The following is a 14,549-nucleotide window of genomic DNA, read 5'->3' on the forward strand; positions in this document are numbered from 1 at the left end:
TTCACCAGCGGTGCGGCCCCCGAGGGGTAAGCACCGCTGGTGAAGTAATTATTGGGTTCAGCACTGAGCTTTGACCGGGTCTGTTGCATCCCAAAGCGGTGCATACATGTGGTCAGGCTGCATCAGCCCAGGCGATGTCGATGGCACCGAGGGGTGCGGGTGGGTCGCTGTTCCAGTGTTTGAGTTCGGCCAGTGGTGGGCGGGTGTCCACGGTGTAGGTGTGTCCGGTGGGGGTGGTGACGGTGAGTTCATCCACGGTGCCGGTGTAGGTCCAACCCCGATTTTCTTTGCGTTGGTTGCAGCGTTTGCACAGTCCGGTGGCGTTTTCCCAGCTGGTGGGCCCACCTTCGGCCCAGGGGTGGCGGTGATCGGCGTCCTGGACCGGGCTATTACACCACGGTGTGGCGCAGACATCGTCGCGGATTTTCAGCATTTTGGTCAGATTCTTGGGGAAGTGTCGGCGCCGGGAATCCATGGCCACCAGTTGCCCATCGGTGGGTCGGGTGTAGAGCCGCCGTAAGAAGATGTTTGCGGCTGGGTCGGCTAGCCAGTCGGTGATCATCCCGGCCGGGACCGGGCCGTCGCCGGGCAACCAAGCCGGCAGGTCATCGGCCCCGAACAAGGTCGTGTCGTGCATGACGACGATGACTTCAGCCTGCACCCCGTTGGCGGTGGTTTGCCCGGTGAGTAACTCCACGAACAGATCGGTCATCACCTGGTCTCGGGTCAACGGTGTGCCATCGGCATCCACGGCTTGGCCTTGGTCGAGGCGTTGGTTGGTGAGGCGCGTCAACGTTTCCATCACGGCGGCCCCTTGGTGGGAGGGCAGCTCAGCGGTGACATACACCAGGCCATCCCCGGCGGGGTCTTTGCACACCCGGCGCCGGGATGTGTTCTCTGCGGCCCGGGCTTCGGCGGCGGCCCGATCTAACCGGTAGGCATGGCCCTGGATGAGCCGCCGCAATTGGGTGGTGGAGGCTTTGCCCAACCGGTGGGCAATCAAAGCATCGATTGCCCGGCGGTGGGCATCAGACAGATGGAGGGTTTCCTGGGCGACCACCCGGGCATGAAATTCACTGACCCGACCCTCGGTCAGCGCCGCCAACGTATGGGGCAACACGGTGCACAGTGCCGTGGCCGTATGGGTCAACGCGGCCCCCACATATGGGGACTCGCCCCGAGCAAACCCGACCTCGGCCTCAATGCCCTTGCACCGCTGCGAGGTAGGGATCCGTAACGCGGCCTCGTCAGCATGCCGGTAGTCAACGAATCGCGAGGTCGTCAGCGCCTGATCGCCCCGCAGCATCCGGGCGGCTTGTTCCACCAGTTGGAGCCGATCAATACAAGCTTCCGGGGACTCCGGGGCCGGTAACGAGCCCAGCACGGCCATCGCCCGCTGCACCACGTCTCCTGCGACCTCATCCCGTGTTTCCATACCCCAACCCTAGTCAGCCACACGGACACGATAAGCCACCATCACCCACCGTTTGGACAACTCCACCCCACCACACCACGCTGTGGAAAACCACCATCGTGAGTGCTGTTTTGTGCTATTGAAACACTAGTCGCGCGTGGTAATGCTCAACGGGGAGCTCTGCAGACTGGTGAAGTTTCCGACCGATGCGTGGATACTGCACTGCGGGGTGACCGATAGCGCCGTCACTGTTAAACCGTCAGAGGAAATGGCGACGGCGCCTGAGCAGTTATCAGAAAAACGTACGCCCGACTCATCACCGGCAATGTTCTGCAGCATCTTGGATGGTGAACCGGAGGAGGGGCTTTGATACAGCGGATTGAGCTCATCCGGGCCGCTTGGCCATACGGGAAGCAAGGTGATCGGTAGCGGGGTCTGGGAGACGGTTCGCGATGGTGTTTCAACGCGGATATCCATGAGGCGTTGCACCGGATAAGCGGTGGACGACGCATCCGGGTTGTGCAAGGCGGTATTTGTCGCCTGGGCGGCGGCCTCGAGCCAGGCGTTGAGCTCTTGTTGATCGGTTATGCTGCCGGGCAGGGTCGCCGTTACTGTGAGCTGGTCGTTGGCAGGAATGTCGACGCCGTCCAACTGCCACCCGCATTCGGCGCGAAGGCCGGTGTTGGAAGTCTGGTGGGATTTGGCAGCCGCGCCCTCCCAGCTCACCGCTGGGCACGCTTCCGCTTCGGGATCCGTGGCGGGCAAGACCTCTAAGAACTGGCCCGATAGGGGTGCTCGCTGTGCCGAGTAGGTGATTTCGACGGTGATCTGTTCCGCATCAGGATCATAAGATGCCTGACGAGACACCGCCAGCCCGGTGGGCAATGGTGGATCTTGTTGGCTCGCCTGCAAAGCTGTGTCGGAGGCCGTTTGCGCGTCGTCGGCATTGCCGGTGAATAACCAGATACCGCCGACCACGAGCGCGACCAGTAATACGAGCCCGCAAAGACCAAGCACGATATTTTTCTTCGTGAACCAGCTCTGCTGCTCGTCTGCCGGCGTTTGCTCTGTGGCGGGTTCGTCCGGTTCGGAGGTACGCGCTACCGGCATGGGGCGCAGAACCGTATGCTGCGGGGCCGGGCCTAATTCGGGGGCATCTTGGGCGACGGATGATTCGACGTCGCCGGTCAGGTTTGTTTCGTGGAGCAGGTCGCTGCGCAGCATGGTGCGAGGACGTTCTGCTTCGACAAAATCTTCGGCAACCGCAGCGGGCGCAAGGGCAGGCAGGTCGTGAAATTTCGGTGCCAGACGGCGCATGGTCGCTGCGGCTTCTGCGGCACTGGGTCGATCACGCGGATCTTTGGCCAGCAGGTCATTGACGGCGCGCCAGAGCTCACGCGGAATATCGAGTTCCGGAGGGAGCGCGGTGACGTGACGGTACGCGATGGTGAAGTCGGTACCCGGACCGTCGAATGGGGTTCGGCCGGATAGTAGTTCATAGAGCAACACACCGGTCGAGTAGATGTCGGCGGCGGAAGTGGAATGGCCGTGGCTAATGATTTCTGGCGCCATGTACTGGGGAGTGCCCAGCATGCCGGAGGTTTGGCGTTGGCGGGCACTGACCACCGAGGCGATACCAAAGTCGGTCACCCGCACAGTCTGCCTCTGACCGGGTTGCCATGCTTCAGCCAGCAGGACGTTATCCGGTTTGATATCGCGGTGGGTTACCTGCAGGCGGTGAGCCTCGGTCAGCCCATCAAAGATTTGGGCTGCGAGGTTGAGGGCTTCGGCGGCCGGTAGGGTCTTCTGGGCTGCTAAGAGATCGCGCAGCGTCCCCCCGGCGATGTAGTCCATGACAATCGCAAGGGTTGAACCTTCGACGACCAGGTCGCGTACCGCCACGATATTTGGGTGGCGCAACCCGATGAGTACGGAACGTTCGCGAACAAATCGTTCCACAAGATCCGCATCGTTGGCGTGTTCTGCCTTCAAGATTTTTGCCGCGTAGGTCGCGTCGTCGCGCGTGGATTCTGTTAACCACACATCACCGGCGGCACCTGAACCGATGTGCTTGACGAGCCGGTAGGAGGCGCCGAGTGCATCGCCGGGTTGTGGAGTCGACATTTACGCTCCTTCCGGACTGTTATGACAGGGACTATGCAGACTGTTGCATCGTATCAACGTGGCGATTCCTCAACGAGTACATGACCGATGTTGTGCCGTCGATCTGACGTTAATCTCTTGATGTACTAGATCAATTTTTGGTTAAGGATTCTTGAAGAATGAGTGAACATTTTGATGATTCAAGGGTGGTGTGCCGTATCGATCCTGCCGGTCCTAGTCAACGGAGTATCTTGAAGCTTTACGTATTGCACCAAGTCAACAGGCCATTTTAGGCGGATTAGCGATGATCCGTGGCAGACACTTCGATGCTGATATTCATATTTGAACTATTTTTATGCTGGTTCGGTAGTGGGCGTCATGTTGTGACATGGATTGAAATTAGTTGAAAATATTTGCTTCGCTGGGATGGTGCCCAAATTTTGGGTGGCCTTTTGTTGTCTTTTTCAAGGAGTGCTCCGATGGCTACACGCGTATTATCAACCGAAGAAGCGAAAACCGCGATTCGTCAGATCCAGTCCATCGTCAATGGTGGCTTTACCGATCAGATCACCAACCTGGACACCCAGGGTCGTGTCCTGTCGGATCCAAACGTCTGGGATGGCCCGCTGGCAGAAACCTTCCGCAATGGCACCTGGCCAGAAACCAAATCGGCCCTGGACAACGCCAAGCAACAGCTGGAAGAACTGCGCAATCAGCTGGACCGCATTTCCCAAGACATCTTCACCGCAGGTGGCGGCGCCTAACACGCTTCCGAATACCGGTGTGTCGAGACCTTCTGCGTTCTCGGCACGCCGGTTCCCTGTTCTTTCACGACGTCAGTACGGCGTCATGTTCACTGTGCGGCATTGTAAGAATTCAGAAGGCGAGAAAATTCATGTCAGGCATCGGCGGCAACGAACCAACGGGCTATAACTACGCAGCAGCTGACACGCTCAAAGCCAAGGCAAGCAACTTGCAGGGCAAGCTATATGGTCAACAAGGCTCCCGCTCGTCTGCTGTGTGGTACGCGATGCGAGAGTTTCGCGGATATTACTCTGAGGTCTTTGATCGTAACGCCGAGGTCGCGTCAGACGGTCGCCGCGAGGTCGCCAATGCGTTGGGGCAGTTGGCTGGTTGGGTAGTCGAGCTCAAAGAAGCCGCCGAAGCCGAAGATCAACGCCGCGAAGAGGCCCGGGCATGGGCAGAACGTCAGCGCCAGCGTGAGAATAACTTATTGGTTGGCGCATGGCATGAAGTCACCACCTGGTTCGGTGGCGGCGATGATCCGCAGCCACCGCCGGCGGAAGACCCACCAAACTTTCAAAGCGACGTCGTCCAAGTGAAGGGACGTGAAATCGATCCTCCGGCCGGTAGCTCGAGCACATCGTCTGCGGCGCCTACTGATTTGCGTCATTTCCAGACGCGCACCGGAGAACTCGATGATGAACTGGCGACCGCTGTCTCGCAATTCCAGAGCGCGTTAAGCGACTACGAGGCCGGCTGTAATAGCGCGTGGGGTTACCTCAACGGTCAGCCGGTTTTGACCGCGATGAATTCGTGGCTAGAAGATAACGCCAACGACGCTCAGTGGGCTGGACTCGTTGCTGAAGCTTTTGAAGCCGCCGGTGGTGAAGGCCGCATTACGATGGCCGACGCGTCGATTGCTGCTACCTTGGCCAACGCCGGGGTCGATTCGCATCGCGATAACCTCACGATTGAGCCCTTTTCGGCTGTTGGATCGCAACCGACCACCGGTTTCGCCGACGACCCGGTCAACACCTCGACCGGGAACTTCTTAGAACCCGAGCATGATCTGGTGTTTTCTGACGCCGCTGCATCATTGCGATTCTCGCGCATGTATAACTCCCTGGATGACCGCACCGGCGTGTTCGGTTTCGGTTGGTCCTCGGTGCTGGATACTCGTCTGGAGCTGGATGACGAAGGCGCCCGCTTCATCATGGAAGACGGCCGCCAGATTACCTTCCCACGCGCCGGTGACGGCTGGGATCGCGGGGTTGGCGAAAACTACTGGCTGACGGACACATTGCCGCAGCGACTCACCAGTGTTGTCGGGCTGCCTGATCGTGTACTGACGGTGACCGATAACGAAGGCAACTGGTGGGCTTTTACTCCGACTGGCATCTGGGTGGCGGCTGGTACCGGGCCGGGTACGACCGTGAGCGTGGTGCGTGATGATGCCGGTGATATCACCCGTCTGAGTCATGACCGTGGCCGGTTTATTGACGTGGAATATGCTGCTGACCGGGTGGCCAGTGTGCATGCATCGGATGGCCGCCGCATCGAATACCTGTATGACGACCAGCGTCGTCTCACCGAGGTGACCAGCGCATCCGGTACGCGCACGTATCGTTGGAATGACGCCGGTCTGATCGACCAGGTGGTCGCGGCTGATGGCGTTGTTGAAGTTGTCAACACCTACGATGCCAAGGGGCGGGTGACCCGTCAGCTGACCCCGTACGGTCGTAGTGTGCGGTTTGCGTATTTGCGCGGCCGGGTCACCTCAGTATCCACCGATGATGGTGGTGGTGCCAATACCTGGATTGCTGACCGTAAAGGCAGGTTGGTGGGCATTATCGACGCCGAGGGCAACCGGCAGTCGATGGCCTATGATCCACACGGCAATATAGTCTCGGCCACCGAGCGTGATGGCCAAGTCACCGTGCACGCTTATGATGATCGTGGCCGCAAAACCCGCACCGTCACCCCTGAAGGTGCTGACATCACCTACGGCTACGACGAGCACGACCGAGTCACCACTGTGGTGACTGCTACCGGTGGTGTTGTTGAATATGAATACGCCAACGCTGCCGACCGTAACCCCTCGATCATTATCGACCCAGTGGGCGGACGCACCCAGCTAAACTGGTCAGCAGGATTGCTCACCCAGGTCATCGACCCCGAGGGTGTACAACTGACCTTTAGCCACAACGAGCACGGTGAAATGACGGCCGTGACCAACGCAGCTGGAGATACCGTCCAACTCGTGCGCGACCATGCTGGCCGCGTCACACAAGCCATCACTGCCGGCGGTGCCGTAACGGAATACCGCTACGACGACCAGGGAGCACTGGCATCGCGCCAGGACCCCGACGGCGCAATCTGGCGTTTCGAATACGGTGCCGGTGGCAAAGTCACCGGCCTGATCGACCCCTTGGGCGGACGCACCGAACTGGCCTATGGGCCAAGTGGCGATCTGGCGGTCATCACCGATCAACTCGGACGCACCATCACTAAAGATTTTGATGAATTCGGCAATCTATCAACCGTGACCCTGCCGGATGACACCCAGTGGACCTTCACCCACGACGCGCTGTCCCGCCTACGCGAGGTCATCGACCCCGCCGGCGGCGTGTGGTCCCGCGAATATGATGTCAACGGTCAGGTCACCGCCCTGATCGACCCCACCGGTGTGCGCAGCGGAGTCTCACGATCCCGTGAAGATGGTATCGCCACCGTACGTAATGCCTTCGAGCAAACCACCATCAACCATGACGAATATGGCCGTCCCGTTCAGGTCAAACACCATGACGGGGCTGTAGAACTGATCTCCTACGATGCCTGCGGACGCCCGATTGAACTGGTTGCTGCCGACGGCGGCCTGACCAAAATTGAGCGCGACCTGGCCGGACGGATCATTGCAATCACTACGGCTGCAGACCTGACCACCCGCTACGAATATGACGCCTGCGGCCGTCCAGTCACCGCCATCGATCCAACCGGTGGCCGCACCAGCCTGACATATAACGCCGACTCCCGGGTCATCAAGATGACCAATCCGGCTGGCGACGTCGCCACCACCGAGTACGATGCTGTCGGCCGAGTCATCCGCCGGGTGGTACCAGGTTCCGGAGTGGCTCGTTACCGCTACGATAAACTCGGCCGCTTAGTTGGCATCCAAGATCACCGCTATGGCCAACGCAGTTTCCAATACGACGCTGCAGGTCAACTGACCAAAATCACCAACGGCGTCGGCGGTATCACAACCTATGCATACGACGCCCGCGGTCGGCTGACACAAGTCACCGACCCAACAGGCGGCGTCACGCGATATACCTATACCGAGCTAGATCAAATTGCCTCGGTGACTGACCCGCTTGGCCGTACCACCACCGCAACCTACGATCCGGCAGGTCGGCAAACCTCGCAGACGGATCCTGATGGCCACATCACCCAATGGGTCCACGACGCAGCAGGCCGTGAAATCGGGATGAAAATTGATGACCACTGGGTCGCCAAACTCGAACCCAACGAGCATGCGCGCACCGTGGTCTTCGCTGATTACACCGGCGATGCCCCCACCACCCATACTCTGGTTATGAACCTGCGCGGACAATGCACTCGCCGTACGACCACCATCGGTCAGGCCGAGTACACCACGCAGTGGGAATACGACGTCGTTGGCAACCGGACGGCAATGATAGACAATGCCGGTCGTCGCACCCAGTACCATAGGGATCTTCTGGGTCGCATCACCCGGATCACCCATCCGGACCTGCCAGAGATTCAACTATCCTACGATGCTGCAGGCCGAGTCCGCGAAGCGCAAACGGATGGACAGCTCCACACCTGGGAATACGCCAATGGTTTCCCTGTGACTCATACACGCAGCGATGACTCGGGCGTGTCCAGGACGCAGATTTCGCGTGATGACGTTGGACGTATCACCGCGTTGGATGGCCCGGACGGCGTCACCGAGTTTTCTTATGACGACGCCTGCCAACTGATCGGCGCTACGTCACTGGTCGGCCAACAAACCTGGACTTATGATCTGGGTGGTCGACTCATCCGGGAAACGTCACCGAGCAGTCAACGCGATCTGACCTACGATATTGCCGGTCAATTACAGACCATTATGGATGCTGAGGGTACTCAGACACAGTATCTCTATGACGGCCAGGGACGCCGCATCCAGGAGCTAACACCCGAGACAATCACCGATTATGTGTGGGATGCTCGCGGTTGGTTGACCAGCGTGACCGAACGCGGCACCGATGGCGAGCATGAAACCAACCTGTGGGTCAATGCACTGGGTGAATTGACTCAAGTGGATGGCAACCGTCTTCACTGGGATCTTGGTACAGCGGTGCCGCAACTCATGGGTGTAGATGATACCGCCGTGTTGCGCGGTCCTGCGGGTTTCACCGGTCTGGGCGACCAATGGCAGGCTGCCGGCTGGCGAACTGTGCGAGCGACTGACGGTGCAGAACCATGGCAGACCCTGTCTGCCGCTGAGTCATATACCAGCGGCATGAGTCTCAGTGCTGATGGTGGAATCCAGATTGCAGGCCTGGAATGGCTGGGTGCTCGAGCCTACGATCCGGTGGCAAGAGGTTTCTTGTCGGTCGATCCGCTGGCTCCGCCTCCGGGTGCTGGCTGGTCCGCAAACCCCTACTCCTATGCCGGAAATGATCCGTTGCATGCCCTAGATCCGTTAGGTCTTAGCCCGGTAACGGATGCCGAGCTTCAAGAGTATGCCGATGGTCTTCAAGGACCGCTGGCCACCGGCTTTAATGCCGCAGTCGATTGGACCAAAGACAACTGGGAGTACTTGGCAGCAGGTGCAGCCGTTGCTGTCGGCATTGGCTTTATGGCAACCGGTGTTGGCGGGCCGGTCGGTGCCGCCATCATTTCGGGGGCATTCATGTCTGGCGGATTGTCGATCGGGACGCAGAAATATCAAAATGGTGAAGTTAACTGGAAGCAAGTCGGTGTGGATGCCGCTGTGGGTGGAGCCATGGGTGGGCTGGGAGCCGGTGCAGGCAACCTGACGAAGTCGATGCTGCTGAAAAAGTCATCTACGGCACGAAACGCTGTTGGTAACCACGCGGATGATGCTGCCGTCGTGAAAGGTAGTGATAGCCTTTGGGCTAAGTTCAATGGCAACACAAAACTTGATGCTGCTTCGAAAGTTGAAGCCGCTACCAACACCAATATGGCGGTAGATAACTTCACTCGCAGTCTGGCCAGTGATGCTGTCTCGAATATGACGACTGCAAACGTAGGATACTTTGTGGACGTTGCAACAAATCCAGATAAAGACCTCAACATGAGAGACTTTGTGTGGGCTAACGGTCAAGGCCTGTTGAACACTACTGTCTCATCAACGGTAAAATCTGGTTCACTGGTGTTTGGCATGCCAACGGATGTGACAGCCGGTGCTCCATTAAGCGACAGAGCATCTGCGTTTGCTCGTGACGCTGTGCCAAGTGTGTCGGCTGATGCATTAACGACTTATGCTGATTGGCAAGTACAAGGAGCATCGGATGAGGGCTTGACCCCAGGGCAGCGCACCGCAGACATTGTGAATATCGGGGCCTCAACACTCGGCTCGGGCATGAACACAAGCGTTCCAGAGATGCATTTGCCAAGGTCTCAAGGAGAGTAATCAGCATGGTTGAGCCAACACGTTTAGGTGCCGGGGCAGGGCTTGCGGCAGGTGCGGCTAGTGGTACTACGCAGCGCAAGTTGCGGAAGATGAGTGGTCATCCGGAGGAGCCACGGGTTTTTTCGCAAGCCAAAATTTTGGTGCCTTTGGGCCTAGTTGCCAGCCTGGTGATGACCTTGGTGATGTATTTTCCGATCAGCGACTACGTAGCTGGCCGTAGCAATGACATCTTTTCGATCATCATTCCGGGCCTGATTACGCTGTTTAGTTATGTCCTGCTGCTGCACGGACTGTTTCGTCGCTTTGGGGTGGACCGTGAGAAAGTCTGGACCAAGTTTGGAGCACTATTCCGCAAAGAAGTCCGCTTTGACCAGATCGATCGGTTTGGTGTGGGATTTCAGCAATATAAACTCTACGCTGGTGACACCAAGGTCAATATCGACTACAACCGTTTCGACTACTCGCTAGTGTTCATCCGGTTGTTGGAAGAACTACAGGTTCGCCGTTTCAAACTGCAAAATGTCGATATCGATGATCCTCAGTGGGAAGATACTGCCCAAGCGCACCGCAATATGTTTGCTTCTGACGTGTTTGAGAACCACCGAGCGTTTTATGAAACCCATCCAGAGGAACTTGATAAGCTCCAGGCCTTGATTGAGCCGCCGACGTCGTATAGCAATTGATTTTAGGCCATGATGTACCGGCCCTTATCTTGGGACATCTTGCAGATAGTCAGAATCACGCATAGCTCATGGGCTGTGTCTTGACTAGTGGGTTGCATGCGAAATAAGGACTGGATATGAGCGGCTTCCAGCCTGACGATCAGACCGGGCGGCCTGGTGTCACCCGTATGCTCTGACCGCAGAAGATAAAAGTCTGCAGGGCTACCTTGCTTCATTCGTGTCGGGCAGTGTGGCCGGTGGTTTATCAGGGGTAGGAGGGCCAGCCGCAGGAACGTTGGCTAAAAGCCTGGGCCAGAATGCTACTTCGACACTGGCGACAACATTGCAATCGGGAATAAACTCCACCAGCGGTGCCGCGGGGTCTGTACTCAACGATGTGCTCTCTGGACGAGACATATCCATGTCGAATGCTCTGCTGTCAGGCACCACCTCCGGGGTCACCACGCCGCTGACATCCAAATATCTCCCGAGTCAGCATGCAATGACCACGCTGAAGCAAGCCTCGCATTTCAGTGTCCGCACACTCGATGGACTCATCTCACCGGCCGGACCGAACGCTGGAAGACTGGTCCAAGGGGCTGTAACAGGCTCCACGGTCAGCGGCGCAGTAACCCATACCGTTGAGGAAACGATAGATTGGTTTCGTGGGGATTAAGGAAGTGCCGAGGTGTTAACAGCTCGCAGGATTCGGTGGGGCCTCATAGGGCTGCTCTTTCTTGGAGCCTTATTGATACCGACGAATGCAGAACCCCTAGGGGAGTACCTGCCCACTCGCGGTGTCATGCTCATCGCACTGGTGATGAGCTTTGGAGCCTCACAGCTGGTGGCGTTTCAATGGATAGTGCTGCCGAGTTTGGCCATCCTGCTCTTCGGCTCACCTGTGACTCAACTTTTCGCGGCTGAGGTGCTGCCGCTTCTTTGGTGGTTTACCGGGCTGATGTTCTGGGCCCTTAGTGGCCAAGAGTTGTTGGAATTGGCGGTCCACCGGCTGAAAGGACTAGCACAGCAGTATTCTTCGCTTGCGGATGTCCCGCGAGGCCGCTTGGTCAGATTCCATGTCCCGAACTGGATTATCGCAGGTATTGTCATAACCGTTTATACCGTGGTTGTCCCCGTCGTTGTCCACGGTCAGGTGGCACAACAGACACTTTGGGTCGTATTATTTGGGTCGCTCGCGGGATGCGTCATTGCACTGCTCACCGGAAGATGGCGTCTTTACGCGGTTTTCTTGGTGTCAGTCGTACTTGCAGTTACCTTCCTGGAACGAGCAGACTATGCCACCTTCCTTGGGTTCAGCTGGCTGACCGCCTACGTAGTGGCGTGCATTATGAAAGACCCGAGCACCATTCATCGATCACTGGTGCAGGTGCGTCGAGCCGCCAAACTCCCACTGAAGGATCAAGGCACCCCCGCCGCGCAAGGATAGTGTGCGGGGTAAAGCTTACAACTCAGCCATGCGGTGTGGTCGCGCGTCTTTTCACAGGGAAAGATCTGGGTCCCGCTTGGGTTATTCCTCAGCTTGCTCATGACGCTGATCGTACCGAGTTTCATCGGTGAGTATCTTGACGGCACGAGTGACGATATCTTCTCGGTCATCTTGCCCGGGTTATTCACCCTGTTTTGTTACCTGTTGTTGTTGATGGGACTGTTCCGCCGTTTTGGGGTGGATCGGGACAAAGTGTGGACCCGGTTCGGTAAGCTGTTCAACCGTCAGATCCGTTTTGAAAACGTAGATCGAATCGACACCGGAGTTGGGCGCTTCAAGGTATATGGCGGGGATACAAAAATCAATATCGATTACAACCGGTTCGATTACACACTGGTCTACATTCGCTTACTGGAAGAGCTGCAGTACCGCCGCATAAAGGTCAAGAACCTCGATATTGATGATCCAGAATGGGAAGGTACCGCCCAGGCCTTCCGCAATTCGCTCGCACGTCATGCATACCAGAACCACCAAACGTTCTATGATGCTCATCCCGAAGAGCTAGACCGACTCCAAGCTTTGATACAGCCGCCAAAGTCCTATGTCAACCGGGCTGGAAGCACCGAGTGATCGGAGTCTCACAATTCGATTCACTTCGGACGCCGTGGGATACTGTACGCATGTTTCTCAGTGCTTTGGACATGTTGGTCCCAACTCATCAAACTTCAGGATTGTGGCGCCATCCAGAGGCGCAGCACGCCCAGTACTCTGATCTGCATTTTTGGAAGAAACATGCGGTCATGCTGGAAGAAGCAGGCTTTGACACCATGTTTTTTGCGGATGTCTCGGGCCTGTACGACGTCTATGAAGGCACCGGCACAACGGCAATTCGTGCTGGCATGCAATACCCAGCACTTGATCCATTACTGTTGATCAGTGCCCTGGCAGCCGAAACTTCGACCATCGGTTTTGGGGTCACGGCCAATGTCTCGTATCTGCCGCCATATTTATTAGCCCGTACGTTTGCCACCTTGGATCACCTCACCAATGGGCGGATCGGTTGGAACATCGTCACCGGATACCAGCGCTCTGCACTGCGTAACCTCGGTGGCGAAGACATGCTGCCACATGACCAACGGTATGACCGCGCCGATGAGTACATGGAAGTCGTCTACGGCTTATGGGAAGCTTCCGTCGAACCTGATGCGATCGTTGGTGATGTCACCAGTAACACCTATATCGATCCGAAAAAAGTCCATCCGATTGACCACTCCGGTGACTGGTTCACTGTCCCGGGTCCAGCCCTGGTGACACCGGGCCCACAGCGCACACCATTACTCTTCCAAGCAGGATCATCGCCTCGCGGTATCGAGTTTGCCGTGAAACATGCAGAAGCCCTATTCTTCTCGGGTACCTCACCAGAAAACGTGCGACAGCTAGTCGATCGGGTAGAACAACAGATGCAGGCTGCCGGGCGTTCCAGAGCATCAGCACGTCTGATCACCTCGGTGACAGTCATCGCAGCAGCCACAGATGAAGCAGCCTATGATCGCTTCCGCGACTACAGCCAATACGTTGATCAAGACGCTGCACTTGCCCTCTTTGCTGGCTGGACGGGCCTGGATTTGTCGCAGTTTAAACCGACTGATGTGCTCCAAGACGTGCATATTGAAGGCAACCGTTCTGCGTTGCAGTCGTTTACCTCGATGGATCCTGATCGCCAATGGACAATTGCTGACCTTGCCTCATACATGTCCATTGGCGCTCGCGGTCCCGTCATTGTAGGATCCGGCAAGACCGTCGTCGACGAACTGGAACGGTGGGTAAGAGAAGCTGGTGTTGACGGCTTCAACATCGACTACGCGCTCCGTGGCCCGGATATGGCGGCGTTCGCGCAGTTTGTCACGCCGGAACTGCGAGCACGTGGACACCTTGGGGCGGCATTACAGGACGAGGCTCACTCTCAAACGCTTCGTGGTCGCATATTCGGGACAGATTGGCTGCCACAAGACTCCACCGGGGGTGCCTATCGAGGATCTAAAAGATCCCTGTAAAAGCCCGGTCCGTGGCATGGGATCACGTTCCTTCCTGTGGCGCTGGCCGGTAAGAGTGGATTTTCAGTTCCTTGGCATAGCGGATGCTGCCGTCGACGTCGATCGCGGATTCGTGCACGCGCACCTCATACGGTGCCTGCTCGAACGTGTTGGCCAGGCCTTCGGCGTTGTCATCGGTGAGCCCATCGGTATAGATCAAGGTGGGACAGTTGGTGGATTCGAGGACGATGCGCCAGGGGAGCTCGTCGTCGCGGGTTTCTTCTGCGGTGGCCTGCGTGACATTGCAGACGCCCCAGCGCAGATCGCTGGGATAGCCGGCGCCCATCGATATGAAACCAAAGGGAATCAACACCAGGAACCACAAGACCATGAGTAAAAATGCTAATCCCACCAGGCGTTGGCCCACCGTCTTGGGTGCCTTGGGTTCAACGGGCTGCGCGTGGCTCACGGGTGCCTCCTCAAA

The 14,549-nt window shown here is 57.5% G+C and carries 10 protein-coding genes; 7 read left to right on the forward strand and 3 right to left on the reverse strand.

The window, feature by feature from the left end:
• Positions 1-112 precede the first annotated feature (112 nt).
• Complete coding sequence (locus tag FB556_RS03685) at positions 113-1,435, reverse strand: HNH endonuclease (RefSeq protein ID WP_141864825.1); 1,323 nt, start codon at positions 1,433-1,435, stop codon at positions 113-115.
• Between the two features lie 126 nt (positions 1,436-1,561).
• Positions 1,562-3,538 carry a serine/threonine-protein kinase gene (locus FB556_RS03690; RefSeq protein WP_141864827.1) on the reverse strand — a complete coding sequence of 659 codons (1,977 nt, stop codon included), beginning with the start codon at positions 3,536-3,538 and terminating at the stop codon, positions 1,562-1,564.
• A 458-nt stretch (positions 3,539-3,996) separates the two neighbouring features.
• Here FB556_RS03690 and FB556_RS03695 point away from each other — a divergent pair, with 458 nt between their 5' ends.
• The 7 genes from FB556_RS03695 (at position 3,997) to FB556_RS03725 (ending at position 14,086) form a co-directional block, all read left to right on the forward strand.
• Positions 3,997-4,281 carry a pyrophosphorylase gene (locus FB556_RS03695; RefSeq protein ID WP_141864829.1) on the forward strand — a complete coding sequence of 95 codons (285 nt, stop codon included), beginning with the start codon at positions 3,997-3,999 and terminating at the stop codon, positions 4,279-4,281.
• Positions 4,282-4,412: 131 nt separating this feature from the next.
• Positions 4,413-9,923: a DUF6531 domain-containing protein gene (locus FB556_RS03700; RefSeq protein ID WP_141864831.1), complete on the forward strand. Its 5,511-nt coding sequence runs from the start codon at positions 4,413-4,415 to the stop codon at positions 9,921-9,923.
• 5 nt (positions 9,924-9,928) lie between these two features.
• A complete protein-coding gene (locus FB556_RS03705) occupies positions 9,929-10,606 on the forward strand; it encodes a hypothetical protein (protein WP_141864833.1) in 678 nt (225 codons plus the stop codon).
• A 400-nt stretch (positions 10,607-11,006) separates the two neighbouring features.
• Complete coding sequence (locus FB556_RS03710; protein WP_141864835.1) at positions 11,007-11,261, forward strand: hypothetical protein; 255 nt, start codon at positions 11,007-11,009, stop codon at positions 11,259-11,261.
• Positions 11,262-11,333: 72 nt separating this feature from the next.
• Positions 11,334-12,032 carry a hypothetical protein gene (locus FB556_RS03715; RefSeq protein ID WP_141864837.1) on the forward strand — a complete coding sequence of 233 codons (699 nt, stop codon included), beginning with the start codon at positions 11,334-11,336 and terminating at the stop codon, positions 12,030-12,032.
• Positions 12,033-12,131: 99 nt separating this feature from the next.
• Positions 12,132-12,662 carry a hypothetical protein gene (locus tag FB556_RS03720; protein ID WP_141864839.1) on the forward strand — a complete coding sequence of 177 codons (531 nt, stop codon included), beginning with the start codon at positions 12,132-12,134 and terminating at the stop codon, positions 12,660-12,662.
• 50 nt (positions 12,663-12,712) lie between these two features.
• Positions 12,713-14,086, forward strand: a complete 1,374-nt coding sequence (locus FB556_RS03725; protein WP_141864841.1) for an NtaA/DmoA family FMN-dependent monooxygenase — start codon at positions 12,713-12,715, stop codon at positions 14,084-14,086.
• A gap of 22 nt (positions 14,087-14,108) precedes the next feature.
• Here FB556_RS03725 and FB556_RS03730 read toward each other — a convergent pair whose 3' ends face one another.
• On the reverse strand, positions 14,109-14,534 hold the full coding sequence (locus FB556_RS03730; protein WP_141864843.1) for an MFSD8-like MFS transporter: 426 nt from the start codon (positions 14,532-14,534) through the stop codon (positions 14,109-14,111).
• Positions 14,535-14,549: the final 15 nt, after the last annotated feature.

Source organism: Enteractinococcus coprophilus, from assembly GCF_006716305.1.
In the GTDB taxonomy this organism is placed as follows: domain Bacteria; phylum Actinomycetota; class Actinomycetes; order Actinomycetales; family Micrococcaceae; genus Yaniella; species Yaniella coprophila.